This window comes from Streptomyces sp. NPDC014882 (assembly GCF_043081325.1).
Lineage (GTDB): Bacteria > Actinomycetota > Actinomycetes > Streptomycetales > Streptomycetaceae > Streptomyces.
In genome coordinates this window covers 176,742-202,553 of record NZ_JBIBWL010000009.1, presented here as the reverse complement: position 1 = coordinate 202,553, position 25,812 = coordinate 176,742, and the positions used below count along the sequence as shown (strand labels likewise).

Below are 25,812 nucleotides of genomic sequence, written 5' to 3'. Positions count from 1 at the left end.
ACCGCTCCCTCCCCGTCTCCCCCCTCCTCCGAGGAGTGACCGTGAACCCCGACCACGCCCTGCGGCGCCGCCTCCTGCTCTCCGGGGCAGCCGGACTGATCGCGGCGACCGCCCTCCCGGGCACCGCCCACGCCCGGACCGCCGCCGTCGAGCCGGACATCGACGGCACCGCCGTCTGGGGGGCGCGCCCGCCCCAGGCGGCCGTCCGCACCCTCCAGTACCGGCCGAGCAGGATCATCGTGCATCACACCGTGAGCGCGAACACCACCGACTTCTCCCGGGCCCAGGCGCACCGTCACGCGCACTGGGTGCAGGACCTGCACATGGACAAGAACGGGTGGGCCGACACCGGCTACCACTTCCTGGTCAGCCGGGGCGGCTGGATCACCGAGGGCCGGCACGGCAGCCTCGGCACCCTGGCCGGCGGGTCCTCCTTCCCGCTCGGCACCCACACCTCCGGGCAGAACGGCTACGCCATCGGGATCGCCTGCGAGGGCGCGTACCACGACGGCGCGGTGCCGACCGACGCCCAGTGGGACGTCCTGGTGGCGCTGTGCGCGTACACGTGCTCCCGGTACGGGATCCCCCCGGCGCAGATCTACGGGCACAAGGACTTCGGCGACACCCTCTGTCCGGGCGTGCTCCACGACATGCTGCCCCGGCTGCGGGAGGAGGTGGCGGCCGCCCGGGCCGCGTAGCGGGCGCGCCGGGCGGGCACAGGGTGCGGGGCCCGGGGCGCGGGGTGACCGTTCCGGGGCAAGCGCGTCCGCGCGTGCGCCCCGGCCCCGGCCGCCGTGGCCCCCGCACGGCCGCCGTGCTCCTTGCGGGATCGGCGGTCGGCGGCCCGGGAGCCGTCCCTCCCGGCCGGGGTCCCGGCGGGTCAGCCCCGGGCGGCGATCCGGGCCAGCCGCCGGGCCTCCTCGCGCGTGGCGCGGGCGATCGCGTCCTCGTCGGCGGTGAGCAGCCGGCCGTCCTCGACGATCTGACGGCCGTTCACGAAGGAGGCGGTGACCGGGGCCGGCGCGCCGAGGACCAGCGCGGTCACCGGGTCGGCGATGGAGGCGTGGGCGAGGGTGTCCATCCTCCACAGCACCAGGTCGGCGAGCTTGCCCGGTTCCAGCGAGCCGATCTGGTCCGCCCGGCCGAGGACCCGGGCGCCGCCGGAGGTGCCGAGGCGCAGCGCCTGACGGGCGTTCAGGGCGGCCTCGCGGTGGGCGCCGAGGCGGTTGATCAGGAGGGCGTTGCGCAGTTCGGTGTGGAGTTCGCCGGACTCGTTGGACGCCGTGCCGTCGACGCCGAGGCCGACCGGGACACCGGCCGCGAGCATGTCCGGCACCCGTGCGATCCCGGCCGCCAGGCGGGCGTTGGAGGACGGGCAGTGGGCGACACCGGTCCCCGTGCGGGCGAAGGCGTCGATGTCGGAGTCGTTCATGTGGACGCAGTGCGCCATCCACACGTCCTCGCCGAGCCAGCCGGTGGACGCGAAGTAGTCGGTGGGGCCCATGCCGAACAGCTCGTGGCAGAACTTCTCCTCCTCGACCGTCTCGGAGCCGTGGGTGTGCAGCCGCACGCCGAGCCGGCGGGCCAGTCCGGCGCCGTCCCGCATGAGGTCGGTGGAGACGGAGAAGGGCGAGCAGGGGGCGACGGCGACCTGGGTCATCGCGTCGAAGGAGGGGTCGTGGTGCCGCCGCACGGTCTCCTCGGTGGCGGCGAGCGCGCCGTCCAGGGTCTCGACGGCGAAGTCCGGGGGCAGACCGCCGTCCTTCTCGCCGCGGTCCATGGAGCCGCGGGCGAGGGTGAAGCGCACCCCCATGTCGCGGGCGGCCCCGATGATCGCGCCGGACAGGTCGCCGGAGCCCCGCGGGAAGACGTAGTGGTGGTCCATGGCGGTGGTGACACCGCCGCGGGCCATCATCGCGAGGGAGCCCTGCGCGGCGGCGCGGACCATCGGCTCGTCGATGCGCGCCCAGGTGGGGTAGAGCGCGACCAGCCAGTCGAACAGGTTGTGGTCCGTGGCCAGGCCGCGGGTGATCCACTGGTAGAAGTGGTGGTGGGTGTTGACCAGGCCGGGAGTCACCAGGTGCCCGGTGGCGTCGATGCGGCGGGCGACGTCCTCCAGGCCGTCCGGGGCCGGACCCGCGCCGACCGCCTCGATGCGGTTGCCGGCGATGACGACGTGTCCGTTCGCGTGCTCGGTGTCGTGGGCGTCGACGGTCGCGATCGCGCAGTTCTCGATGACGGTGCGCCGGTCTGCTGCCATGGTGCGTCCTTTGCGGTGAGGGGGGAGACGGAGGGGCCGGAGGGATCGTCCCCCACCGGTGAGCGTCTCCTGCCGGTGAGCGTTCCCCGCCGGTGACCGTCCCCCCGGCCACGGGTGCCGCGGTGGGGGTGTCAGAGGCGGGTGAGGTCCACCGGGATGCGGGCCTCGCAGCCGTCCCGCAGGACGGTCGCCTCGATGAGGCCGTAGGGCCGGTCGGCGGCGAGGTACACGGCCCCGTCGGCGGTGTCGTTCTCCAGCCCGAACGGCTCCAGGTCCACGAGGAAGTGGTGCTTGTTCGGGAGGGAGAAGCGGACCTCGTCGATCTCGTCGCGGTGCTCGATGATCCGCGAACCCATCTGGTACAGCGTCTGCTGGAGCGAGCGGGAGTAGGTCTCGGCGAACGCCTCGAGCAGGTGCGTCCTCGTCCGCTCGTAGGACTCGTCCCAGTCCGGCATCTCCCGTGCGTCGTCGGTCCAGTTGAACCGCCAGCGGGCGGACACCTCGGTGGCGAGGACGCGGTCGGAGGTCTCGGGGAGCGTCGTGTACTCGTCCTTGACGTAGCCCCGGAACTCGGAGTCGGTGGAGTTCATCACCACCAGGTCCCTCAGACCGGAGACGACCTCCCACGACGAACCGTCGAACGTCGTCTGCGTGAGGCGGGTCTCCTGGCCCCGGCGGACGAAGGAGTGCTTGCCGCCGGGGGTCCCGATCCGCTCCCAGGCGTACTCCTCCACGCGTATGCGGGCCCGGTGGATGGGCTCCTGCGAGGTGACGAAGTGGCGGGCGAGGTGGATGCCGAACTGCTCGGCGGACTCGACGCCGTGTTCCCTGGCGAACGCGTACACCGTGTTCTTCATGGTGTCGGTCGGCAGCACGTGGGCGTTCGAGCCGGAGTGGTGGACCTCGTCCATGTCGCCGCTCAGCGACACCGAGACGCTGAGGTCCTTGATGTGGTGGGTGTCGCCGTCCCGCGTGATCCTGACGACCCGGTTCTCGGCCTTGCCGTACTGGTTCTGTCCCAGAAGGGTGGGCATGGAGCTAACTCCCTCGGTAGACGGAGTAGCCGAACGGGCTGAGCAGCAGCGGTACGTGGTGGTGCTCGCCCGGCACGACGGCGAACGTGACCGCCACCTCCGGGAAGAACACGTCCGGCCCGCCGTCCCGGTTCGCGGGGTCGTCCCGCCGCGCGTCGGCTTGTCTCCTCGCGGTTCTCCCCAGGTACGGCTCCACGGCGAAGTCGAGCCGTACGTGGGTGGTTCCCGCCGGCAGGGGCGGGAGGTCCTTGCACCGGCCGTCCGCGTCGGTCGCGGAACCGCCGAGCGCCCTCCAGTCCGCGTCCCGGCCCGGGCGGGCCGAGAGGTGGACGGCGACGCCCTCCGCGGGGCGGCCGGTGCTGGTGTCCAGGACGTGCGTGGACACGGAGGCGGTGGTGCCGGTCCTGGTGTTGACGCTGGTGCTCATGGTGTCGGACGTGTCTCCTCGGTCGTCCCGGCCGTCCCGGTGGTCCCGGTGGTCCTGGTCGTCCTCGACGAGTCGGGCCAGGCGGATGCGGTTGATCCTGCCCAGTTCGGCGCGGACGATCTCCCGTTCGCGTTCCGGCGTGTTGCCGAGCCGTTCCCGCACGGCGTCGCGCATCTGCTCGCCGGTGCGGCCGGTCGCGCAGATCAGGAAGACGTGGCCGAACCTCTCCTGGTAGGCCAGGTTCAGTTCGAGCATCTGCGCCTTCAGCTCCTCGGAGGCACCGGCCATGCCGCGCTGCTCGCGGGCGGAGGCCGGGTCGCCGGGCCGGGGCCGGCCGATGGGCGGGTGCCCGGCCATCGCCTCGTCCAGGTCCGCGGCGCTCAGGCGGGCCGTGGCGGCGTCGCCCGCGGCGTACAGCTCCTCGGCCGTGGCGTAGGGGCGGGCCGCCAGCAACTGCTCGGCCCAGGTGGTGCAGGCGCAGGCCTCGTGGAGCGCGGCGCGGGCCGCGGACTCCTCCAGGGCGTTGAACCGGGCCAGCCCCGGGGGCGGGGAAGTCGACGTCACGGGAGCCTCCGTGGCCGCGAACGGCCGTCGCGCCGAACGGCCGTGGTGCCGAAGGGACTGTCGTCAGCTAACGCCCACCCGCGACACCGCGTCAACACTTTGTTGAAAATTCCGGGTTACGGAACCCGGAGCCCCCACGGGCCGACGGCTTCCGCTCAGTCGCCCTTCTCGCGGTTGAGGTAGTTGTAGACGGTGAAGCGGCTCACCCCGAGTGCGCCGGCCACGGTCTCCACGCCGTGCCGCACCGCGAAGGCGCCGCGCACCTCCAGCGTCCGCACGATCTCCTGCTTGGCCCTGCGGTCCAGACCGGCGAGGGGCCTGCCCTCCTTGCGCTCCATCGCGGCCAGGATGTGGTCGAGGGAGTCGGCGAGCTGCGGCAGCCGTACGGCGACGGCGTCCGCGCCCTCCCAGGACAGCACGACGTCGTCGGGGCCGGCCTCGTCCGGCGGGACCAGCTCCCCGCCCATGGCGTCGACCAGCGGTCTCACGGCGGCGACGAAGGACTCCCGCCCGGTCACTCGTCCTCCCCGAGCACGTTGACCTGGAGGGAGACCCGGGTGGCACCGGCTTCCAGGGTCCTGCGGAGCAGGGCGTCGACCGCGCCGAGCACGGAGTCGGCGCCGCCCTCCACGGTGTTGCCGAAGGGGCCGACGTCCACGGCGTCCAGGTCGGCCGCCTCGACGACCTCCCGGGCGACCAGCGCGTGCGCGGGCGCCTCGTCGAGATCGAAGGGCTCGGTGGTGAACTCGACCCTCAGCCGCACGCGCCCCACACCTCTCCGACCTGCCCGAGCTGCGCTCTTCCCGACGTCCGGCGCCCTGGAGGGCGGCCTCGACGCGGCCTGCCGGCATCCGGACGGATCACCGGCCCGGCCCCCGGACCCCGACCTTAACCGACCGGCGGGCCGGCCGTGCAGGCGCCCGGGAAGGACGGTTTCCCCCACCCTGCCCACCGCGACGCGGAGACCTCCCGGGAGCGGGTGCCCGGCCCCCGCCGGTGTCCGGCGTGCGGACGGGGCGCGCCCGCAGGAGTCTGAGGGCATGGGCAATCCGACGCAGCATCCGCACATCGTGGTCCATCCGCCGGCGCTGGACGGCTCCCGCCGGGTCACCGAGGGCGACACCACCCTGGGGATCGCCACGCACCTCGACGACGTCGTCGAGATCCTCCGCCTCGCCGACCTGGACCGCGTCGAGGTGGAGGAGAGCGACCTCGTCGAATGGCAGGGCGGCGGCCCCGACGACTGGCCCGGACTGTCGGAGCACCACGGGCAGCAGCAGGCGTAGGCCGGGTACGACAACCTCAAATCAACCTCTGAACATGGTCCGGCGGGCTTCACCCGTGGCCGGGCGCGGGCACATCGTGGTCACGCGGGGCCCGTCGGCACGGGGGCGGCGGGCCCCGCCCCAGGGGGTCGCCATGGACACGGGCAGGGGCACACCGGCCGGGATCCGGCCGTACGAGGTCGCGCTGCTGCGGGGCGGTCCCCGCGCCGCCGTCACGGTGGCCGTGGTCGCCCTGCACCTGCGGGGCGCCGTCGAGGCGGGCCGGCCCGGCGAACTGCGGGCCTCGGAAGCGTCCTCCGGGGCCGCCGGGCAGGCCCCGCCCGCCCCCTCTCCTCTCCCGCAGCTCGCCGAGGCCGTCCGCACGGCGCTGGCCCGTCCCGCGGGGCTCCCCCGGGTGCGGGAGCACGCCGACGTCCGGGCCGCCCTCGCCGGGCTGCGCGCCGGCCTGCGGTCCGCGGGCCTGCTGCGGGCCCTGCCGCCGCACCGCACCGGGGCCGCGCGCCGGGTGCTGGACGCCCTGTCCGCCGATCATCCCCTGCCCGCGCGTCGCAAGGGCCTGTCCGAGGCGGACGTGCTGATGGCGGTGGCCCTGTACGGGGAACCGGCCCTGCGGGTCCTCGTGCCGAGGTTCGCCCTGCGGGCCGGGTTGATCGCACGGGTCGGGGTGAGCGAGAGCAGGGGCTTCCACGCGCGGTCCCCTCGGGGCGGCGGCACCGGCGGGACCGCCTACCACTGCGGAAGCGGCGGGGGCGGCCCGGACTGAGCACGCGGAGGGGGCCGCGAGGGGGCGGCCCCCGGGCGGGTCGCCCCTCCCCCGCGACGCGTGCCGGCTCGTGCCCGACGCCCCGCGTCCCGACGCGTCCGGTCAGTGCCGGCCTTCGGCGTCCGGACCGGACGCGTCGGCGCGGGCCGCGCCCGCGTCCTCCCCGGACTCCGGCCCGACGCGGAAGTCCGTGCCGGACCGGGGCCGCGCCCGACGGATACGGCGTCACCCGCCGCCGTACTCGTGCCGCAGTTCCACCTTGCGCACCTTCCCCGACACCGTCATCGGGAAGGAGTCCAGCACCTGGAGCCGGCTCGGGATCTTGTAGTGCGCCAGCCTGCCCTCGCAGTGGGCGCGCACCTCCTCCAGGGTCGGCGGCGCGGCGGCGTCGTGCGGGATCACGCAGGCCAGCACCTCCTCGCCGTACTTCTCGTGCGGTACGCCGACGACCTGGACGTCCCTGATCTTCGGGTGGCCGTGGAGGAACTCCTCGACCTCGCGCGGGTAGATGTTCTCGCCACCGCGGATGATCATGTCCTTGATGCGGCCGACGATCTCGACGTACCCGTCCTCCCGCATGTGCGCCAGGTCGCCGGTGTGCATCCAGCGGCCGGGGTCGATGGCCTCCGCGGTCCTCTCGGGCTCGTTCCAGTAGCCGAGCATCACGCTGTACCCGCGGGTGCACAGCTCACCGGCGGTGCCGCGCGGCAGGGTCACGCCGGTGACCGGGTCGACGACCTTGACCTCGATGTGCGGGAGCACGCGGCCGACGGTGCCGGTGCGGTGCTCCAGGTCGTCGTCGCGGCGGGTCTGGAGGGAGACCGGGGACGTCTCGGTCATGCCGTAGCAGATGGAGACCTCCGCCATGTGCATCTCGGCGACCACCCGCTTCATCACCTCCACCGGGCAGGGCGAGCCCGCCATGATGCCGGTGCGCAGCGAGGAGAGGTCGTAGGCCGCGAAGTCGGGCAGGTTCAGCTCCGCGATGAACATGGTCGGGACGCCGTACAGGGAGGTGCACCTCTCCCGCTGGACGGCCTCCAGGGTCGCCTTCGGGTCGAAGGACGGCGCCGGGATCACCACGCAGGCGCCGTGCGAGGTGGCCGCGAGATTTCCCATCACCATGCCGAAACAGTGATAGAACGGGACCGGGACGCAGACCCGGTCCCGCTCGCTGTACCCGATCATCTCCCCGACGAAGTAACCGTTGTTGAGGATGTTGTGGTGGGAGAGGGTCGCCCCCTTGGGGAAGCCCGTGGTGCCCGAGGTGTACTGGATGTTGATCGGGTCGTCGCACGACAACTCGTCCGCCCTGGCGCGCAGTTCCCCGGGCCGGACCGCGGACGCGCGGTCCAGCAGGGTGTCCCAGTCCGGCTCCCCGAAGAACACCGCCTCCCGCAGCTGCGGGCACCTGCCGCGCACCTGGTCGACCATCGCCCGGTAGTCACTGCCCTTATGGCGGACGGAGGCGAACAGCAGGGAGACGCCGGCCTGTCCGAGGACGTACTCGACCTCGTGCGTGCGGTAGGCCGGGTTGATGTTCACCATGATCGCGCCGACGCGGGCGGTGGCGTACTGGACGAGCACCCACTCGGGGCAGTTGACCGCCCAGACGCCCACCCGGTCCCCCTTGGCGACCCCGCTCGCCAGCAGCGCGCACGCCAGCCGGTCGACGTCCGCCGCGAACTCGGCGTAGGTCCAGCGCCGGCCGGAGGGCACGTCGACCAGCGCCTCGCGCTCCGGCCAGGCGGCGACGGTCCGGTCCAGGTCGGCGCCGATCGTGTCGCCGAGCAGCGCCGTGGCGCTCGTGCCGTGGCTGTACGACGCCCCGGTCACCGGAAGTCCTCCTCGCGGTACTCGTCCGCCGACCCGCCGGCCGTCGCCTCGCGCAGCTCGATGCGGCGGATCTTGCCGGAGACGGTCTTGGGCAGCGGCGCGAACTCCAGGCGGCGGACGCGCTTGTAGGGCGCGAGGGTCTCGCGGGAGTGCTCGAAGAGGACCTTCGCGGTGTCGGGGCCGGGCTCCCAGCCCTCGGCCAGGACGACGTACGCCTTGGGCACGGCCAGCCGCAGCTCGTCCGGGGCGGGGACCACGGCCGCCTCGGCGACGGCCTCGTGCTCCAGCAGCGCGCTCTCCAGCTCGAAGGGGCTGATCTTGTAGTCGGACGCCTTGAAGACGTCGTCGCCGCGCCCGACGTAGGTGATGTAGCCGTTCTCGTCGCGTTCCCCGATGTCGCCGGTGCGGTAGTAGCCGCCCGCCATCGCCTCCGCCGTGCGGTCGGCGTCGCCGTGGTAGCCGGCCATCAGGCCGACCGGCCGGGCCGACAGGTCGAGCGCGATCTCGCCCTCGGTGACGCCGGGCGCGCCGGACACCGGGTCGAGCAGCTCGACGCGGTAGCCGGGGCTCGGGCGGCCCATCGAACCGGTCTTCAGCGCCTGGCCGGGGCTGTTGGCGATCTGCACGGCCGTCTCCGTCTGGCCGAAGCCGTCCCGGATCGTCACGCCCCAGGCCCGCCGGACCTGCTCGATGACCTCGGGGTTCAGGGGCTCGCCCGCCGCCACGGCCTCGCGCGGCGGGGTGCGCAGCTGGGTGAGGTCGGCCTGGATGAGCATGCGCCACACGGTCGGCGGGGCGCAGAAGGTCGTCACCCCCGCACGGTCCATCTCCGCCATCAGCCGGGCCGGGTCGAAGCGCGTGTAGTTGTGGATGAAGACGGTGGCCTCGGCGTTCCACGGCGCGAAGAGGTTCGACCAGGCGTGCTTGGCCCATCCGGGTGAGGAGATGTTCAGGTGCACGTCGCCGGGCCGGAGACCGATCCAGTACATGGTCGCCAGGTGCCCGATCGGGTACGACACGTGCGTGTGCTCGACCAGCTTGGGGCGGGCCGTCGTGCCGGAGGTGAAGTACAGCATCAGCGGGTCGCCGGCGAGGGTCGGCCCGTCGGGCAGGAACTCGGCGGAGGCCTGGTACGCGTCCTCGTACCGCTGCCAGCCCTCGGGCACGCCGCCGACGGCGATGCGGGTGTAGCCGCCGGGCACGTCGTCGAACTTGCCGGCGTCCTCGGCGCGCACCACGACGTGGCGGACCCGGCCGCGTTCGACGCGGTCGCGCAGGTCGGCGGGGCCGAGCAGCGGTGTCGCCGGGACGACCACCGCGCGCAGCTTGATCGCGGCGAGCGCCGTCTCCCACAGTTCGGCCTGGTTGCCGAGCATGACGAGGATCCGGTCCTCGGCGCCGACGCCGCGCTCGCGCAGCAGGTTGGCGACGCGGTCGGAGCGCTCGGACAGCTCGGCGAAGGAGAGGCGGACCTCGGAGCCGTCCTCCTCCACGATGTGCAGCGCGGTGCGGTCGTTGCCCTCCGCGATGACGTCGAACCAGTCCAGGGCCCAGTTGAAGTGCTCGGGCCGGGGCCATTCGAAGCCCTCGTACGCGGTCTCGTAGTCCTCTCGGTGTTCCAGCAGGAAGTCCCGTGCCCTGCGGAACTGCTCCGTCGCCGTCGTCATCTGTCCTCCTGGTTGCCGGACCATTGCCGGGCGGCTCTCTGCCATCGTGTAATCCGTGATACAGGTCTCACCACCCCCGAACGGGGGGCACCGCGGCGAACCGCCGCGGAGAAGGGCGGGCAGGTGACAGCGGCGGACACGGCCGGGGTGATGGAGATGCGCGGCGCGCTGGCGCGGCTGCGGCGGGCGACGGGGCTGCCCGTCGCCTTCGGCGGGCTCGTCGAGCAGGGGCACCGGCGGATGCGCATCAGCGAGCTGAGCGGCGCGGCCACCCCGGCGCTGCGCGGGCTCGCGGTGACCTCGGGCAACGGCCTCGGCGGGAAGGCGGTCGCCCTGGGCCGTCCGTGCGCCGTGACCGACTACTCCCTCTCCCGGCAGATCAGCCACGAGTACGACACGGCGGTCGCCGAGGAGGGCCTGCGCTCGGTCCTCGCGGTCCCCGTGGTCGTACGCCGCCGGGTGCGCGGTGTCCTGTACGGCGCGCTGCGCACGGCCCAGCCGCTGGGCGACCGCACGCTGAACGCGGCCGTCGACGTGGCGCGGGACGTCGAGCAGACCCTGGCGGTCGGGGACGAGGCCCGGGACCTGCTGGCGGCGGCCCGCCCGGAGCCCCGGGCCGGGTCGGCGGCGGGCTGGGAGCAGGTGCGGGAGGCCCATGCCTGCCTGCGCGCCCTCGCCCCGCGCATCACCGACCCGGCGCTGCGCGCGGAGCTCCTGCAGGCCTGCGGGCTGCTCACCCGGGGCACGGCGCCGACGGGGGTCGCCCTGGCGCCCCGCGAGCTGGACGTGCTGGCGCACGTGGCGGCGGGCGCCACCAACCGGGCGGCCGCCGAGCGGCTGGGCCTGCGCCCGGAGACGGTCAAGGGCTATCTCGGATCCGCGATGCGGAAGCTGGGCGCCCACACCCGCGGAGAGGCGGTGGTCGCGGCACGCAGGGCGGGGCTGCTGCCGTAGCGGCGGCGGGAACGGCACCGGGACGTCCGGGGCGGTGCGGGGTGGGAGCGCTCCCGGAGCGGGCCGGTGCGGGAACGCAAGGATCAAGCCAGGGAGGGGTCGGGGTGACAAGTGTTCATTCAAACGTCACATCGGTGAATTTCCACATGCTCAAGTTGTTATCTCCCTCACGACGCCGTCCTTCCGGATTTCAAAGAGACGTTGCCTAGAATTCGGTCGGACACGACACTCGGGAGGGAGCGGTGACCGTGCGACGGGACTTCAAGGAGCCTGCCAGATGCCGCCCCGACCTGGTCATCGGCAGGGACGAGCTGTTCGCCTCCGCCCGTGAGCAGCTGACCCGCGGCGGCAGTGTGCTGCTGCACGGCCCGGCCGGAATAGGAAAGTCGACCGTGCTGCGGGCATTGGCCGCGGATTACGGCGACGCGGCCCGCACCGTCCTGCGCTGTTCGGCCACCGAGTCCGAAAGTCACCTCCCCTTCCTGGCCCTGGCCGACCTGTTCGGTCTGGTCCTGGACGAGGTGGCCGACAAGCTGCCCTCCGCCCAGCGCACCGCCCTGGAGTCGGCGCTGACCGGCCGGGGCGAGTCGACGCTGCAACGCGACGGCCTCGCCCTGCGCCTGGCCGTGCTCTCGGCACTGCGCGCCCTCGCCGCCACCGGGCCCGTGCTGCTCGTCGCCGACGACATGCAGTGGCTCGACTCCGCGAGCGCCGAACTCCTCGGCTTCGCCGCCCGCCGCCTCGGCGACACCCCCGTCCAGCTGCTCTGCGCGGTCCGGACCGAGGGGCAGGAGTACGACCGGCACCTGCGCGCGTCCCCGCCCGACACCCTCGCCGTCCGCCTGAACGCCCTCTCGCGCACCCAGGTCTCCGCGCTGCTCGACCACCGCGGCTACACCGACCTGCCCCGTTCGACGGTCCGCGAGATCCACCGCACCAGCGGCGGCAACCCCCTGTTCGCCCTGGAGCTGGGCCGCGCCCTCGGCGAGAACCCGGTCCCGCCGCGTCCAGGCGAGCCGCTGCCCGTGCCGACCTCGCTGCGCGCCCTGGTGCTCAGCCGGCTCGACATGCTCTCGGACGAGGCGCGCCGCACCCTGCTGGTGGCCAGCGCGGGCGCCCGTCCCACGCTGGCGCTGCTGCACGCGGCCGGCCGCGAGAACGCCGAGGCGGAGACCGCGCAGGCCGCCGCGCTCGGCCTGCTGGCCACGGAGCCGGAAGGGCCGGCCGTGCGCTTCGCGCATCCGCTGATCTCGGCGGCGCTGTACGCGGAGGCGCCCGCGCAGGAGCGGCGGGCCGCGCACACCGCGCTGTCCACGGCCGCCTCCGACCCGATCGAGCGGGCCCGGCACCTGGCGCTGTCGACCACCGGCACCGACCCCGAGGTCGCCGCCCGGCTGTCGGAGGCCGCCGCGCTGGCCCGGGACCGGGGGGCGCCCTCGGTGGCGGCCTCGCTCGGGCTGCTCGCGGCCCGGCACACTCCCGCGGACGGCGGGCCGTCCCCGGACGAGCGGCGGCTGGAGGCCGCCGAGGACGCGATCATCGCCGGCGAGGTGGACCTCGCCCGGGACATCGCCCGCGAGGTGCTGACGCGGGCGACGGCGCCCGCCGAGCGGGTGCGGGCCTGGATGGTGGTGATCGAGGCGGCCGGGCAGGCGCTCGGTGACGTCGACGCCGTCTACCCGCAGGTGCTCGCCGACGCGGGCGACGACCCCGTGCTGCTCGCGCAGGTCCACTACCAGCTGGCCTGGCGCGGTCTGGTGGTGCAGGGGGACTTCGCGGAGGCCCGGGAGCAGGCGGCGCACGCCGCGGAGCTGGCCGCGCGCGGCGCCGACCGGCGCAGCGAGCTGATGGCGCTGGCCCTCCAGGCCTCGACGGAGACGCTCATGGGTCACCCGGACGCGCCCGTGACGATCAAGCGGGCGCTGAAGGAGCCTCAGGACCCGTACGTGGCGTGCCATCACAACGGGCCGGGCGCGGCCAGGTTCCGCTGGCTGCTGATGAGCGACCAGCTGTCCGAGGCCCGTTCGACGATCACGGCGTTGCTGCGCGAGGTGCGCCGGCGCGGCATGGTCGAGAGCGAGGTGCACTTCCAGCGTCTGCTCGCGGAGACCGAACTGCGCTCCGGGCACTGCGGACGGGCCCTGGACCTGGCCCGCGAGAGTCTGCGGCTGGCCCGCGACTCGGGGATCGGCCTGGGCGCCTCCGCGATGCTCGCCTCCCTCGCCGAGGCGGCCGGCGGTGAGGCGGGCCGCGCGTTGGAACTGGCCCGGGAGGCCACGGGCCGCGCCGAGGAGGACGGCGACCAGATGTACCTGTCGCGGGCCCTGGCCGCCCTCGGGCACGCCCAGTCGGTCGCCGGGGACGCCGCGGGCGCGGTGGCCTCGCTGCGCCGGGTGCGGGAACTGGAGGCGGGGCTCGGCATCAACGACCCGGCCCGCGGCCGCTGGCAGGGCGACCTCGCCGAGGCGCTGGTGCGGGTGGGCGAGCCGGGTGAGGCGCAGGAACTCGTCGACGCCACGCGCGAGGACGCGCTGCGGCTGGGCCGCGAGAGCATCCTGGTGGAGCTGGACCGGGCGGAGGCGCTGGTGCGGGCCGCGCAGGGCGACCGGGAGGGCGCGCTGGCCCGTCTGACGTCCGTTCAGGACCGGTTCGCCAAGCTCGGGTACGGGCTGGAGGAGGCGCGGGCGGCGTTCGCCGTGGCCCGGCTGCGCACCCGGCGGCCGGGTCCGACGTCGTACGACGAGGCGGCGCGGCTGTTCCGGCGGTGCCGGGCGCTGCCGTGGCTGCGGCAGGTGGAGGCGGCGGCCGCCGAGGAGCCGGCCGGGCAGTCCGTCGTGCCGGCGCCGGCGCCCGCGTTCGACGTGCTGGAGGGGCTGGCGTCGATGGAGCGTCAGGTCGCCGCGCTGGTGATGGAGGGCGCCACCAACCGGGAGATAGCCGCGCGGCTGTTCATCAGCGTGAAGACCGTGGAGGCGACCCTGACCCGGGTCTACCGCAAGCTGGGGATCCGCTCGCGGGTGGACATCGTCCGGCTGGCGGCGGGGCACCACGCGAAGTGAGGGCCGCGCGGGTCCACCGGCCGCGCGGGTCCACTGATGGCACGGGTCCACGGACCCTCGGGTCCACGGGCCGCGCGGGTCCGGTGCCACCGAGGGTTTTCCCTCCCCAACTCCCTTAGGGGGTTCCCTCATTGGGGCCCGGACGCACCCGGTCCTAGCGTAAGGGACGTGCCGCTCGCCGGGCACACGGGGGTCGGTCCCACGGCTCCCGTGCACTTCCCCCCACACCCGCGCGACCCCCCACCGGCAGCTCCCTGACCAAGGAGATCGATGTTCGGGCTCACCCGCGCCAAGAAGGCCGCGGCCCTCGCGACGGCCTCGGCCGCCGCGGCCGCGACCGCCCTGCTCAGCGCCCCCACCGCTGTGGCAGCCCCCCAGCCGGTCGTCGGCGGCACCACCACGACGACGACCGCGTACCCGTTCATGATGCAGATCACGGACGCCTCGCAGAACCAGTTCTGCGGCGGCACCCTCGTCTCGCCGACCAAGGTGGTCACCGCGGCCCACTGCATGGTCGGCGAGACGACCGGCAGTGTCCGGGTCGTCGGCGGCCGCACCTACCTCAGCGGCACGAACGGCACGGTCAGCCGGGTCAGCAGGATCTGGGTCGACCCGGGCTACACCGACGCCACCAACGGCGACGACGTGGCCGTCCTGACCCTGTCGACGTCGATGCCGTACACCACGGCGCCGTACGTCACCGCCTCCCAGACCGGTGTGTACGCGGCCGGCACCACGGCCCGCGTCCTCGGCTGGGGCACGACCTCGGCGAACGGCAGCTCCTCCAACCAGCTGCGCACCGCGACCGTGCCGATCGTGTCGAACTCCAGCTGCGCGAGCAGCTACGGCTCCGACTTCGTCGCGAGCGACATGGTGTGCGCCGGATACACCTCCGGCGGCGTAGACACCTGCCAGGGCGACAGCGGCGGTCCCCTGCTCATCGGGGGCGTCCTGGCAGGCATCACTTCATGGGGCGAGGGCTGCGCGCAGGCCGGTTACCCGGGTGTCTACACCCGGCTGACCACCTTCTCCAGCCTCGTGACCGCGCAGGTGAACTCCTAGGTCACCGCGCGACCCCGAAGAACCCCTGAGCATCCCTCAGGTGAATGACCGGGGGGCGCTGCGAGCCTCCACGAGCGGCCCGCAGCGCCCCCTTTCCACGTCCTCACCCGCCCCCGCGGACGCCCGCGCCGCGCCCCGGTGTCCGGGTGTCCGGGTGTCCGGGTGTCCGGGTGTCCGGGTGTCCGGGTTCCTACCGCAGCACCGTGCCGAACCGGACGCCGTACGGCGACGACCGCCCGTACATCACCCGCAGCAGCCGTTCCCCCTCGGCCGTCACCTCCCGCCGCCGCTCCGCGTCGAGCCGGCCGAAGGGCTCGACGACGAGGGCGTCCGCGTCCAGCTTCCACACCCCGGCGAGGAAACCGTCGACGAGGAGGGTGGCGTAGGCCTGGTTGCCCTGCCAGGTGCGGCCCCGGTACTCGGGCGGGACGACGCGGCCGCGGTCGGCGTGGGACAGCAGCAGGTTGTCGAACTCGGGCAGGAAACGCGGCGGGGCCGGGGTGTCCGGGTCGGGGCGCGGGGCGTCGGGGAGGTCGAAGAGTTCGACGCCGTCGCCGTCGCGGAAGGTGACGAGCCGCGGGCGGAGCCGTTCGAAGGCCTCGCGCAGCCGGGTCAGTCCGGCCCAGGTCTGCATGTCCTTGACGGAGGCCGGCCCGAAGGCGGCGAGATAGCGCAGGACGGCGGCCTCGGGTGCCGGGGCCGGCTCGGCGGGGCGGCCCAGCCAGTGCTCGGCGGTGGTGAGCGCGACCTGCCCGCTCCTCCCCCACAGCCCGCGCGGGGTGACCTGGACCAGCGGGAGCTTGCAGCGGGCGGCGATGGCGAGGGCCTGCGGATCGGCGTCCGGCCACTTCGCGGAGAGCGCCTCCCGCAGCTGTTTCATGGTGCGCGGCTCGGCCTCGACGAGGTCACGGGCGAGGGCGGCCAACCGGTCGAGGTCGACTCCCGGCAGCTTCGCGCGGAAGACGGTCAGCTCGCGGTCGCGGGCGGGCTGCACCAGCGGCCGCAGGGTGAGGCAGTCGTCCGCGGTGTGGGTGTGGAGGGTGGAGCGCATGGTCACGATGCGGACGACCGCACGGTCGGCCATGAGCGCCGACAGCCGCTCCGGTGCGAATCCGTCGAGGCGGGCGGCGAGGGCGAAGTAGGGCGGCTTCACGTTCTGGGCCTGGAGGCCGACGAGGTGCTCGATCGCGGCCTCCGCCGACAGCCGGGACCGGCGCAGGAGGAGCTGGCGCCCGAGGGTGGCCCGGTTGAGGGCGCGCGGGCCGAGCAGGGGGGCCTGGGCGGCGGACGTCGTCTTCCTCGTCTTCCTCATGCGGGGACGTTAGCGGGGATCGAGGTCGGATTCTGTCCTCCGCCGGCGACCCGTACCGGTTCGCGGGGGCCCGGACCGGGTCCGGGTCCGGTCCGGGTCCGGTCCGGGTCCGGGAGTCAGTGGCCGCGGGCCGCGCCGACGGCGCTCAGGGTGCGCAGTGCCGCCCGTTTCAGGGCCGGGTGGTCGCGCACCAGGCGGTGGGCGGCGCGTACGGGTTCGCGGCGGAGCCAGTGCAGGGCGGCTCCCGGGCCGGCCGTGCGCAGCGCCCCCTCGTGGACCAGGAGGTCGCCCGTCTTGAAGGAGTTCTTGTACGCCGCCTCGCCCCGGCCGAAGTCGAAGAGGTGGACGCCGGAGGCGGCGGCGGCCTCGATCATGCGGAGGTAGAGGACGCGGCCGGGCGAGTAGGTGGCGAGAGCGCGGTCGTAGGAGGGGAACCAGCAGGAGAAGACGGTGCGCGAGCGCAGGCCGAAATGGGCGGCGACGGGCCGGTCGGCGGCGTAGAGCACCGAGAGGATGCCGGAGCAGTGCGGTGAGGCGGTGCCGGCGAGGAGGTCGACGAGCCGGGTGATCCACGGCCGGGCGAACGGGTCGCGGCGGCCGGTGCGCCGGTAGTGGGCGGACTTCCAGGCGACGAGGACGCGCAGGGCCGCGGGGTCGCGTTCGTCGTGGACGAAGCGCAGCGGGCCCAGGTCGCGGGCCATGCGGCGCTCCTGCGCCCTGGCCGTCTTGAGGAATCCGCGCGCGTGCGTGCGCAGATGCCGCTCGTAGTGCTCGAAGCCGGGGGCGAGGTCGACGACGGGCGAGGCGAACTGCCCGGTGGCGTACGGCAGGAACAGGTCCTGGCCGCTCTCGAGGTGGTTGAACTCCCAGGCGTTGAGCGAGCAGGCGCGCATCAGGTGCCGCGCCTCCAGGTGGACGTCCGGTTCGAGTACGGCGCCCTGGCAGTCGGAGACGCCCAGTCCGACCGCGCGGCCGTAGCCCCAGGGGCCGCGCTGGTGGGGGAAGTAGCCGACGGGCCGCCCTCCGCGGCGCAGGACGGCCACCCGGGTGTCGGGCCGGACCCGGCCGACGGCCCGGGTGAACTCGGCGCTCATGAAGGGGTTCGCGACGGTGGCGGTCGCCACGCGCAGGTCGTTCCACGACGCGAGGTCCGCGGGGGCCAGGTCCCCGGGGTGGACGAGGTCGATGCGCGGTGTGGTCATGCGGACTCCCGGTGTCGCGGGGAACGGGCGGCACGGCCGGTGGCATCCCCTGCCGGCCCGCTCCTTTCGGCCCGTCCATGATCCGCGAGAAGTGTGACCGCCGTTTCCCGAACGAGAGGATTGCCCGATGTGAACGTTCAGCCGAAGACTCGCGGGTACGGGTGAACGGCCGGGCCGACATCATTGACGAGGACATGCCCAAGCCCTATCTTCTGGCCGAAGTGACGAACTATGTTCGAAATAACGGACAAGGGACGGTCCCGTATGCCTCGCATGTTCCGTCGGCGCACCCGCGCACTGCTCACGGCCGGGACGGTGGCCCTGGCGGCCGCCTGCTTCACCGGTCCCGCCGGCACCGCCCGGGCCGCCTCTCCCGCCTCTCCCGCCTCTCCCGCCGTGACCTACACGAACCCGCTCGTGGAGAAGCGCGCGGACCCGCACATCGTCAGGCACACGGACGGCTACTACTACTTCACCGCCACGGTCCCCGAGTACGACCGCATCGTGCTGCGCCGGGCGACGACCCTCCAGGGCCTGTCGACCGCCCCCGAGACCACCATCTGGACCCGGCACACCAGCGGGGTCATGGGCGCCCACATCTGGGCGCCGGAGATCCACTTCATCGACGGCAGGTGGTACGTCTACTTCGCGGCCGGCGCCACGAACGACGTGTGGGCGATCCGCATGTACGTCCTGGAGGGCACCGGCGGCAACCCGCTCACCGCGAACTGGACGGAGAAGGGGCAGATCAGGACCACGTGGGAGAGCTTCTCGCTGGACGCCACCACGTTCGTCGTGAACGGCGTGCGCTACCTCGCCTGGGCGCAGCGCAACCCGGCCGAGGAGAACAACACCAGCCTCTTCGTCGCGAGGATGGCCAACCCCTGGACGATCAGCGGGACTCCGGCGGAGATCTCGCGGCCCACCCTGGCCTGGGAGACCGTCGGCCACAAGGTCAACGAGGGGCCGGCCGTGATCCAGCACGGCGGCAGGGTCTTCATGAGCTACTCGGCGAGCGCGACCGACGCCAACTACTGCCTCGGGCTGCTGACCGCCTCCGCGACCGCCGACCTCACCGACCCGGCCTCCTGGGCGAAGAGTCCCCAGCCGGTGTTCAGGAGCAGCGCGGCGACCTCGCAGTACGGACCCGGCCACAACTCCTTCACCGTCTCCGAGGACGGCAGGTCCGACATCCTCGTCTACCACGACCGCGGCTACAAGGACATCACCGGCGACCCCCTGAACGACCCCAACCGCCGCACCCGCGTGCAGAAGCTGTACTGGAGGGCCGACGGCACCCCCGACTTCGGCATCCCGGTCGCCGACGGGGTCACCCCGCAGCGCTTCTCCTCCGACAACCTCCCGGACCGCTTCGTCCGGCACTGGGAGTACCGCGCCCGCGTCGATGCGGACGTGAGCCCCCTCGCGGACTCGCAGTTCCGGGTGGTGCCCGGCCTCGCCGGCGGCGGCACGGTCTCGCTGGAGTCGGCCAACTTCCCCGGCTACTACCTGCGGCACAGGAACTTCGAGGCGTGGGTGGAGAAGAACGACGGCACCGCGCGGTTCGCGGCCGACGCCACGTTCCAGCGGCGCGCGGGCCTGTCGGACGCGGCGGGGGTGTCGTACGAGTCGTACAACTACGCGGGCCGCTACGTGCGGCACTACGACCACCTGCTGTACGTGCAGGCGCCGAGCACGGCGACGGACCGCACGGACGCGACGTTCCACGCCCAGTGAGGCACCCGCCGCCGTGGCGGCCCCCTCGGCGGCGGGGGTCAGCGCTGCGGTCCGGATTCCGTCGCGGACGGCCTCTCCGGTGCCATGTCCTCCGTGACGCCCAGCTCCTGGGTCCCCACGACGGACAGCAGTTCCAGCTGCTCGGCTCCCGGGCTCCCGGGCGGGGCGGTGAACCACAGCAGGCGTTGCCGCCCGTCCTCGCTGAGGAGGTTGTGGCAGTCGAGTTCGATGACGCCGAGCAGGGGGTGGACGATCCTCTTGTGGTCCATGCGGCGCACCGCGACGTCGTGGGTGTCCCAGAGGGCCGCGAACTCCTGACTGCGGCGGCGTAGCGCGGCGACCATCTTCGTGGCCTCCGCGTCCCGGCCGCGCCGGGCGGCCGCCGCCTGGAGGTCGGCCACGAACACCCGGGAGTGGTGCGGGTGGTCCTCGGGCGGGTAGATCTCGCGCGCCCGCGGGTCGGTGAACCAGCGGTACACGAAGCTCGCCGCCGGGCCGCGGTGCGCCGGGGACCTGCCGAGCAGGGCCAGGGCCAGGTCGTTCTCCACCAGGGTTTCGTGCAGGTCGGTGATGACGCGCGCGGGGGTGGTGGACAGCCGGTCCAGGAGTCCGAGAAGCGCGGGCTGCACGTGTGCCGACGGTCCGTGTACCGACGGGGGCACCGGCCGTTCGGCCAGGTGGAACAGGTGGTCGCGCTCGTCGCCGTTCAGGCGCAGGGCCCGGGCGAGGGCGGCCAGGGTCTGGGCCGAGGGCTGCACGCCGTTCTTCGCGCTGCCGCGTTCCAGCTCGGTGTAGTAGTCGGCCGACAGCCCCGCCAGTTGCGCGACTTCCTCACGGCGCAGCCCGGGGACGCGCCGGCGCGGGCCTTGGGGGAGACCGACCTCGGCGGGACGGATGCGGTCGCGGCGTGTCCTGAGGAAGGCACCGAGTTCTGGAAGGTTCACCCCGCCATGGTCGCTCGTACGCCGGAGCGCAGCCAGGGGGTGGCGTCCCCTGGGTGGACGCAGCCCTGGCTGGGGACGGGGGACCGGACGATCGTGGAGGACGCGGCAGGGCAACGGCAAGGCCGCGGCCCGCCCCCCATCCACCACAGGAGTCAGTCATGCCCCTCCCCGCTTCCCCCGACGGGACCGCCGCCCCGGCCCGGCCCTCCGCCCCACCCCGGGTCGCGATCGTCACCGGCGGCTCGCGCGGCATCGGCCGCCGGACCGTCGGCCGGCTGGCCGCCGACGGGTACGCCGTCGTGGTCGGCTACGCCGGTGACCGGGACGAGGCCGAAGCCGCCGTGAAGGAGGCCGTCGCCGAGGGCGGCCGGGCGATCGCGGTGCGCGCGGACGTCGCCGACGAACACGCGGTCGCGGCCTTGTTCGACGCGGCCGAGGAAGAGTTCGGCGGCGTCGACGTCGTCGTGCACACGGCCGGGCGGATGCACCTGGCTCCGATCGCCGAGCTGGACCTGGCCGTGCTGGACGGCCTGCACCGCACCAACGTCCGCGGCACGTTCGTCGTCGTCCAGCAGGCCGCCCGTCGCGTGCGCCCCGGCGGCGCGATCGTGACGTTCTCCACGTCCGTGGTGGGGCTGGCCTTCCCGGGCTACGGCGCGTACGCCGCCGGCAAGGGCGCGGTCGAGGCGCTGACGCTGATCCTGGCCCGGGAACTGCGGGGCCGGGACGTCACCGCCAACACCGTCGCGCCCGGCCCCACGGCCACCGCCCTGTTCCTGGACGGCAAGGACGAGGAGACCATCGCCCGCCTGGCCGCCCAGCCCCCGCTGGAGCGCCTCGGAACCCCGGCCGACATCGGCGAGGTCGTCGCGTTCCTGGCCTCCCCGGCCGGCCACTGGATCAACGGGCAGGTCATCCGCGCCAACGGCGGGATCGTCTGAACCGCCCGCCCCCCAGCCCCGATCGCCGACAGGCCTGGGCAAGCGCCTGGCCACGCTCGTCCCTCCGGACGCCGACGTGACCGAGGTCGCCGAAGCCGTCGCGCGACCGGTCGCGAGGAAGCACGGCACCCGGCCTCCGCGCACTCGCGATGAAGCACGGCACCCGGCTTCCGCGCACTCCCACAGACCCCGGCCGGGACGGCGGCGAAGTCGTCTCCGCGGTCGCCGACCGCCTCCGCGCCGACTTTTTCCGCCGCATCGGACCGGACGGCCTGCTCACCGCAGGCAGCTCCCCGCAACGCCCCACTGAGAGAAGGAACAACCAGCCATGCCTTTCGCGAACTTCAAGGTCCCCGAGAAGACCCTCACCCCGAAGCAGAAGGAGGAGATCGTCACCCGCACCACCGAGCTGTACGTCGAGATCTACGGCGAGCGCGCCCGCGGCACCACCATGGTCCTGGTCGAAGAGGTCGCCGACGGCGGCTGGGGCATCTCCGGCAACGTGCTGACCCTCGCCATGCTCGGCGAGGCGACACCGACCGACACCGGCGGCGCCTGACCGCGGCGGCCGTCGTTCGGCCAGGACAGCACCCCGAAACCGGGGGCCGGGCGTCAGGGCAGGCGGCCGGGCGGGTTCACCGGGGAATAATCCCAGGTCAACCGCTATACACTCTGGGTATAGTCCCGGCATGCCTTCTCTGACCAAGAAGATGAAGAAAACGGGGATCCCGTTCCGTGCGGCCGGGGCCGGTGTCGTCGCCGCCTGCCTGGCCCTGGCCCTCACGGGCTGCGCCGGGCTCGGCACCACCGCGCCCAGCGCCGTGCGCGCCGAGCCCGCGTCCACCGCCCGGGCGGCCCGCTTCGGCACCGTCGACTGCCGTGAGGCGAAGTGCGTCGCGCTCACCTTCGACGCGGGCCCGAGCGAGAACTCCGCCCGCCTGCTGGACATCCTGAAGGAGAAACAGGTCCCGGCGACCTTCTTCCTCCTGGGCGAACGGCACATCGAGAAGTACCCGCGGCTCGTCACGCGCATGGCCGCCGAGGGCCACGAGGTGGCCAACCACACCTGGGACCACAGGATCCTGACGGAGCTGACAGCGGAGGAGATACGCGAGGAACTGGAGCGCCCCAACAGGGAGATAGAGCGTCTCACCGGCCGCCGCCCCACCCTGATGCGCCCGCCCCAGGGCCGCACCGACGACACCGTGCACGAGGTCTGCCGGGAGCTGGGCCTCGCGGAGGTGCTGTGGAGCGTGACCGCCAAGGACTACACGACGGAGGACCCCGAGCTGATCCGGAACCGGGTCCTCGAGCAGACCGAACGGGACGGCATCATCCTGCTGCACGACATCTACGCCGGGACCGTTCCCGCGGTGCCCGGGATCGTCGACGCGTTGAAGGAACGCGGCTACGTGTTCGTCACCGTGCCCCAACTCCTCGCGCCGGGAAGGGCGGAGGCCGGAGAGGTCTACCGCTGACCGGCGCGCGAGCTGCCGGGCGGCCGGGGCGTGCGCCGGACCGGCGCCGGGCCGGCGCGGACGCCGCCGCGCCCGCCCGCGCGCCCGCGCGCCCGCGCGCCCGCGCGCCCGCGCGCCCGTCCCGCACTGGGCCAACCGTGTGAGCCGCCGGTGAACGCGCCACCCCGCCGGGGGGACTCCCTACGATCGCCGTGTGGCGACCTTCCAGTTCGAACGCACGGCACCGCTCCCCCTCGACGAGGCCTGGCGGCGGCTCACCGAGTGGCCCCGGCACGGTGACGTGGTCCCGCTGACCCGCGTCACCGTGCTCACCCCCGGGCCGACCCGGGAGGGCACCGTGTTCGTGGCCCGGTCCGGGATCGGACCGCTCGGCTTCGACGACCGCATGGAGGTCACCCTCTGGTGCCCGCCGGACGACGGCGGACCGGGCCTGTGCCGGCTGGAGAAGCTCGGCCGCACGGTGCGGGGCTGGGCGGAGATCGAGGTCCGTCCCGGCTCCGGCGGCCGGACCCGGGTCGTCTGGCGCGAGGAGATCCGCTCGTGGCTCGCGCCGCCGCTGCTCGACCCCCTCGTGAGCCCCGTCGCCCGCGCCGTGTTCGGCCGGGCGGCCAACCGCCTGCTGCGGCGGGCCTGACGCGGCGGGCGGTCGGCCCGACGCCACAGACGGTCTGCCCGACGCAGCAGACGGTCTGCTTGACGCAGCGTCAGGTCCGGCGTCCGCCGTCGCGGCACCCCGGTCGCCCCCGTACGCCTCCCGTTCCCGCGGGGGTGCGTCCGGCGGCACGGAAGCGGCCGTTCCGTGCCGTCGGACGTGCCCCGGGGTGCCCTTGGCCGGACCTGCATCCCCGTGGCAAGGTGCCCCCATGACAGGCGTGGACGTGCGGACGGACGAGGTCGAGGCGCTGGCGGCGGACGGCCTGCGGTGGCTGCTCGGCGCCGCCCGGGAGACCGGGGACGGGGGCCTCGGATGGCCCGTCGTCCCCTCCGCCGCGGCGGTCGGGGCGGACCTGTACGACGGGACGGCCGGGATCGTGCCGACGCTGCTGGAGGCGCGGCGGCACTTCGGGGACGACGCCTACGGCGACGCCGCCCTGCGCGCGGCACGCTTCCTCGCGGTCGCCGCCGAGACGGGCGAGGACGACTCGCTGTACTTCGGCCGTACCGGGATCGCCCTGGTCCTGCGCGCCGTCCACCGCGAACTCGGCGACAGCGCGGCCGGGGCCGCCGCCGACCGGGCCCTGGCACGGGTGCGGTCGCGGTTCGACGGGACGCGCTGGGGCGAGCTGTTCGAGCTGATGGGCGGCAACGCGGGCATCGGCCTCGGCGCGCTCGCGGCGGGCGACGCCGAACTGGCCGTACGGGCGCTGGAACCGTACCTGCGGACGGCCGAGGAGACGCCGGCGGGCGTGCACTGGCCGCACCGGCCCGGCGTCGGGGCGCGGCTGCACCACATCTCGCACGGCACGCTCGGGATCGTGTACGCGCTGGCCGCCGTCGGCCGGGCGACCGGACGCACGGACCTGGTGGAGTCGGCGCGGGCCGGGGCCGCGGACGTGGTGGCCCGCGACGGGACGGGCGGTACCGGCTTCCTGGTCCCGCACTCCGACCCGCAGTACCGGCCCGACCTCGTCGAGCGGTACAGCTACGGCTGGTGCCACGGCCCGGCCGGGGACGCCCAGGTCTTCCGGCTGCTGCGGGACGTCCTGGCCGGGCCGGACTGGCAGGAGCTCGCCGACCGCTGCTGGCACACCGTCACGCACTCGGGGCTGCCGAGCCGGCTGCGCCCCGGCTTCTGGGACAACAACGGCCGCTGCTGCGGCACGGCGGGAGTGCTGGCGCTGGCCTGCGACCGGGTCGCGGAGCAGGACGACCCGCCCGGGTTCGCGCGGGTCCTGGTCGCCGACCTCGTGACCCGGGCGACCCGCGACGCCGACGGCGCCCGCTGGTCCAACATCGAGCACCGGGCCGACCCGAGCGTCCTGGAACCGCGCACCGGCTGGAACGCGGGCGGCGCGGGCATCGTGCGCGAGCTGCTGCGCTTCGTCCGCCTGAGCGGGTCGGGCGACCCGCACTACGCGTTCGCCTGGCCGGACCAGCCGGTGGTCCGCCGGACGACGGCCCCGGCACCGGTGGCGCTCCCGGCCGACGGCGACGGGGTGTCGTGATGGATCGGGGTGTGCGCCCCGGTCAGCGGGACGCCGCCGCCCCCGCGCCGGACGGCGACGATCTCCGCGGCGATCGACAGCGCGGTCTCCTCGGGCGTACGGGCGCCCAGGTCGAGCCCGATGGGTGACCGCAGCCGGGCCAGCTCCGGCTCGGTGACGCCCACCTCGCGCAGCCGTTCGGCGCGGTCGAGGTGGGTGCGGCGGGAACCCATGGCGCCGACGTAGGCGACCGGCAGGCGCAGGGCGAGCCGGAGCAGCGGCACGTCGAACCTGGCGTCGTGGGTGAGGACGCACAGGACCGTCCGCGCGTCCACCTCCGTGCGCTCCAGGTACCGGTGCGGCCAGTCGACGACGACCTCGTCGGCCTCGGGGAAGCGGTCCCGGGTGGCGAACACGGGGCGGGCGTCGCACACCGTGACGCGGTAGCCGAGGAACCGGCCGATCCGCACCAGTGCCGAGGCGAAGTCGATCGCGCCGAAGACGATCATCCGCGGCGGGGGCACCGAGGTCTCGACGAGGACGGTGAGCGGGGCGCCGCAGCGGGAGCCCTGCTCGCCGGCCTCCAGCGTGCCGGTGCGGCCCGCGTCGAGCAGGGCGCCGGCCTCGGCGGCCACCGTGCGGTCCAGTTCGGGGTGGGTGCCGAAGCCGCCGTCGTAGGAGCCGTCGGGGCGCACGAGGAGGGCGCGGCCGAGGAGTTCGGCCGGTCCGCCCACGACGCGGGCCAGCGCCGTCGCCGTACCGGACGCGGCGGCCCGCACGCCGGCCGCGACGACCGGGCGGACCGGGTCCTGGGCCCGCACCGGGGTGACGAGGACGTCGACGACGCCGCCGCAGGTCAGGCCGGCGGCGAAGGCGTCGTCGTCGCTGTGGCCGAAGCGTTCGAGGACGGACTCCCCGTCGGCGAGGGCCTGTTGGCACAGCGCGTACACCGCGCCCTCCACGCAGCCGCCGGAGACCGAGCCGATCGCCGTGCCGTCGGCGTCCACCGCGAGGGCGGCGCCCGGCCGGCGGGGCGCGCTGCCGCCGACGGCCACCACGGTGGCGACGGCGAAGTCGCGGCCCTGCTCGACCCACCGGTTCAGCTCCTCGGCGATGTCCAGCATGTCTCGGTCTCCTCGGCT

At 74.2% G+C, this 25,812-nt stretch carries 23 protein-coding genes; 12 read left to right on the top strand and 11 right to left on the bottom strand.

Annotated elements, in window-relative coordinates; all coding sequences use genetic code 11:
* Positions 1 to 41: 41 nt before the first annotated feature.
* Positions 42 to 698: a peptidoglycan recognition family protein gene (locus ACF09K_RS21745; protein WP_392245814.1), complete on the top strand. Its 657-nt coding sequence runs from the start codon at positions 42 to 44 to the stop codon at positions 696 to 698.
* 182 nt (positions 699 to 880) lie between these two features.
* Here ACF09K_RS21745 and ACF09K_RS21740 read toward each other — a convergent pair whose 3' ends face one another.
* From ACF09K_RS21740 to ACF09K_RS21720, 5 genes are all read right to left on the bottom strand, one after another.
* Positions 881 to 2,260, bottom strand: coding sequence for an 8-oxoguanine deaminase (locus tag ACF09K_RS21740; RefSeq protein ID WP_392245813.1), 1,380 nt, complete (start codon positions 2,258 to 2,260; stop codon positions 881 to 883).
* 131 nt (positions 2,261 to 2,391) lie between these two features.
* Positions 2,392 to 3,294 (bottom strand): factor-independent urate hydroxylase, encoded by a 903-nt coding sequence (pucL, locus tag ACF09K_RS21735; RefSeq protein WP_392245812.1) that lies wholly within the window; start codon positions 3,292 to 3,294, stop codon positions 2,392 to 2,394.
* Between the two features lie 4 nt (positions 3,295 to 3,298).
* Positions 3,299 to 4,285 carry a 2-oxo-4-hydroxy-4-carboxy-5-ureidoimidazoline decarboxylase gene (uraD, locus tag ACF09K_RS21730; protein ID WP_392245811.1) on the bottom strand — a complete coding sequence of 329 codons (987 nt, stop codon included), beginning with the start codon at positions 4,283 to 4,285 and terminating at the stop codon, positions 3,299 to 3,301.
* A gap of 155 nt (positions 4,286 to 4,440) precedes the next feature.
* The gene (locus ACF09K_RS21725) at positions 4,441 to 4,752 is read right to left on the bottom strand and encodes a helix-turn-helix domain-containing protein (protein ID WP_392246008.1); all 312 of its coding nucleotides are present in this window, start codon (positions 4,750 to 4,752) and stop codon (positions 4,441 to 4,443) included.
* A gap of 47 nt (positions 4,753 to 4,799) precedes the next feature.
* On the bottom strand, positions 4,800 to 5,048 hold the full coding sequence (locus tag ACF09K_RS21720) for a thiamine-binding protein (RefSeq protein ID WP_392245810.1): 249 nt from the start codon (positions 5,046 to 5,048) through the stop codon (positions 4,800 to 4,802).
* A gap of 277 nt (positions 5,049 to 5,325) precedes the next feature.
* Here ACF09K_RS21720 and ACF09K_RS21715 point away from each other — a divergent pair, with 277 nt between their 5' ends.
* Both ACF09K_RS21715 and ACF09K_RS21710 read left to right on the top strand, forming a co-directional pair.
* Positions 5,326 to 5,571: a hypothetical protein gene (locus tag ACF09K_RS21715; protein WP_392245808.1), complete on the top strand. Its 246-nt coding sequence runs from the start codon at positions 5,326 to 5,328 to the stop codon at positions 5,569 to 5,571.
* 133 nt (positions 5,572 to 5,704) lie between these two features.
* Complete coding sequence (locus tag ACF09K_RS21710; protein ID WP_392245807.1) at positions 5,705 to 6,334, top strand: TIGR04222 domain-containing membrane protein; 630 nt, start codon at positions 5,705 to 5,707, stop codon at positions 6,332 to 6,334.
* A gap of 225 nt (positions 6,335 to 6,559) precedes the next feature.
* On the opposite strand, the gene ACF09K_RS21705 is transcribed toward ACF09K_RS21710, so the two are convergent.
* A complete protein-coding gene (locus ACF09K_RS21705) occupies positions 6,560 to 8,170 on the bottom strand; it encodes an AMP-binding protein (RefSeq protein WP_392245805.1) in 1,611 nt (536 codons plus the stop codon).
* Positions 8,167 to 9,837, bottom strand: coding sequence for an AMP-binding protein (locus ACF09K_RS21700; RefSeq protein ID WP_392245803.1), 1,671 nt, complete (start codon positions 9,835 to 9,837; stop codon positions 8,167 to 8,169). Before ACF09K_RS21700 ends, ACF09K_RS21705 begins: the two co-directional genes overlap by 4 nt.
* Positions 9,838 to 9,987: 150 nt before the next feature.
* On the opposite strand from ACF09K_RS21700, the gene ACF09K_RS21695 reads away from it, so the two are divergent.
* The 3 genes from ACF09K_RS21695 (at position 9,988) to ACF09K_RS21685 (ending at position 14,912) form a co-directional block, all read left to right on the top strand.
* Positions 9,988 to 10,791: a response regulator transcription factor gene (locus ACF09K_RS21695; RefSeq protein ID WP_392246006.1), complete on the top strand. Its 804-nt coding sequence runs from the start codon at positions 9,988 to 9,990 to the stop codon at positions 10,789 to 10,791.
* Positions 10,792 to 11,033: 242 nt separating this feature from the next.
* Entirely contained in the window at positions 11,034 to 13,850 is a 2,817-nt protein-coding gene (locus ACF09K_RS21690; RefSeq protein WP_392245801.1) for an AAA family ATPase, read from the top strand.
* Between the two features lie 270 nt (positions 13,851 to 14,120).
* Positions 14,121 to 14,912, top strand: a complete 792-nt coding sequence (locus ACF09K_RS21685; protein ID WP_392245800.1) for a S1 family peptidase — start codon at positions 14,121 to 14,123, stop codon at positions 14,910 to 14,912.
* Positions 14,913 to 15,102: 190 nt separating this feature from the next.
* On the opposite strand, the gene ACF09K_RS21680 is transcribed toward ACF09K_RS21685, so the two are convergent.
* Complete coding sequence (locus tag ACF09K_RS21680) at positions 15,103 to 16,224, bottom strand: winged helix DNA-binding domain-containing protein (protein WP_392245798.1); 1,122 nt, start codon at positions 16,222 to 16,224, stop codon at positions 15,103 to 15,105.
* Between the two features lie 116 nt (positions 16,225 to 16,340).
* The gene (locus ACF09K_RS21675; protein ID WP_392245797.1) at positions 16,341 to 17,426 is read right to left on the bottom strand and encodes a GNAT family N-acetyltransferase; all 1,086 of its coding nucleotides are present in this window, start codon (positions 17,424 to 17,426) and stop codon (positions 16,341 to 16,343) included.
* Positions 17,427 to 17,690: 264 nt separating this feature from the next.
* Here ACF09K_RS21675 and ACF09K_RS21670 point away from each other — a divergent pair, with 264 nt between their 5' ends.
* Positions 17,691 to 19,163 carry a family 43 glycosylhydrolase gene (locus tag ACF09K_RS21670; protein WP_392245795.1) on the top strand — a complete coding sequence of 491 codons (1,473 nt, stop codon included), beginning with the start codon at positions 17,691 to 17,693 and terminating at the stop codon, positions 19,161 to 19,163.
* 38 nt (positions 19,164 to 19,201) lie between these two features.
* Here the strand turns inward: ACF09K_RS21670 and ACF09K_RS21665 are convergent, their stop codons facing one another.
* The gene (locus ACF09K_RS21665) at positions 19,202 to 20,107 is read right to left on the bottom strand and encodes a helix-turn-helix domain-containing protein (protein WP_392245793.1); all 906 of its coding nucleotides are present in this window, start codon (positions 20,105 to 20,107) and stop codon (positions 19,202 to 19,204) included.
* Between the two features lie 158 nt (positions 20,108 to 20,265).
* On the opposite strand from ACF09K_RS21665, the gene ACF09K_RS21660 reads away from it, so the two are divergent.
* The 5 genes from ACF09K_RS21660 (at position 20,266) to ACF09K_RS21640 (ending at position 24,691) form a co-directional block, all read left to right on the top strand.
* Entirely contained in the window at positions 20,266 to 21,048 is a 783-nt protein-coding gene (locus tag ACF09K_RS21660) for an SDR family oxidoreductase (RefSeq protein ID WP_392245792.1), read from the top strand.
* A 328-nt stretch (positions 21,049 to 21,376) separates the two neighbouring features.
* The gene (locus ACF09K_RS21655) at positions 21,377 to 21,607 is read left to right on the top strand and encodes a tautomerase family protein (protein ID WP_392245791.1); all 231 of its coding nucleotides are present in this window, start codon (positions 21,377 to 21,379) and stop codon (positions 21,605 to 21,607) included.
* A 130-nt stretch (positions 21,608 to 21,737) separates the two neighbouring features.
* Complete coding sequence (locus tag ACF09K_RS21650; RefSeq protein WP_392245790.1) at positions 21,738 to 22,526, top strand: polysaccharide deacetylase family protein; 789 nt, start codon at positions 21,738 to 21,740, stop codon at positions 22,524 to 22,526.
* 193 nt (positions 22,527 to 22,719) lie between these two features.
* Entirely contained in the window at positions 22,720 to 23,160 is a 441-nt protein-coding gene (locus tag ACF09K_RS21645) for an SRPBCC family protein (RefSeq protein ID WP_392245789.1), read from the top strand.
* Positions 23,161 to 23,389: 229 nt separating this feature from the next.
* Positions 23,390 to 24,691 carry a lanthionine synthetase LanC family protein gene (locus tag ACF09K_RS21640; protein ID WP_392245788.1) on the top strand — a complete coding sequence of 434 codons (1,302 nt, stop codon included), beginning with the start codon at positions 23,390 to 23,392 and terminating at the stop codon, positions 24,689 to 24,691.
* Here the strand turns inward: ACF09K_RS21640 and ACF09K_RS21635 are convergent.
* A complete protein-coding gene (locus ACF09K_RS21635; protein WP_392245786.1) occupies positions 24,598 to 25,794 on the bottom strand; it encodes an XdhC family protein in 1,197 nt (398 codons plus the stop codon). The genes ACF09K_RS21640 and ACF09K_RS21635 overlap by 94 nt on opposite strands.
* Positions 25,795 to 25,812 lie beyond the last annotated feature (18 nt).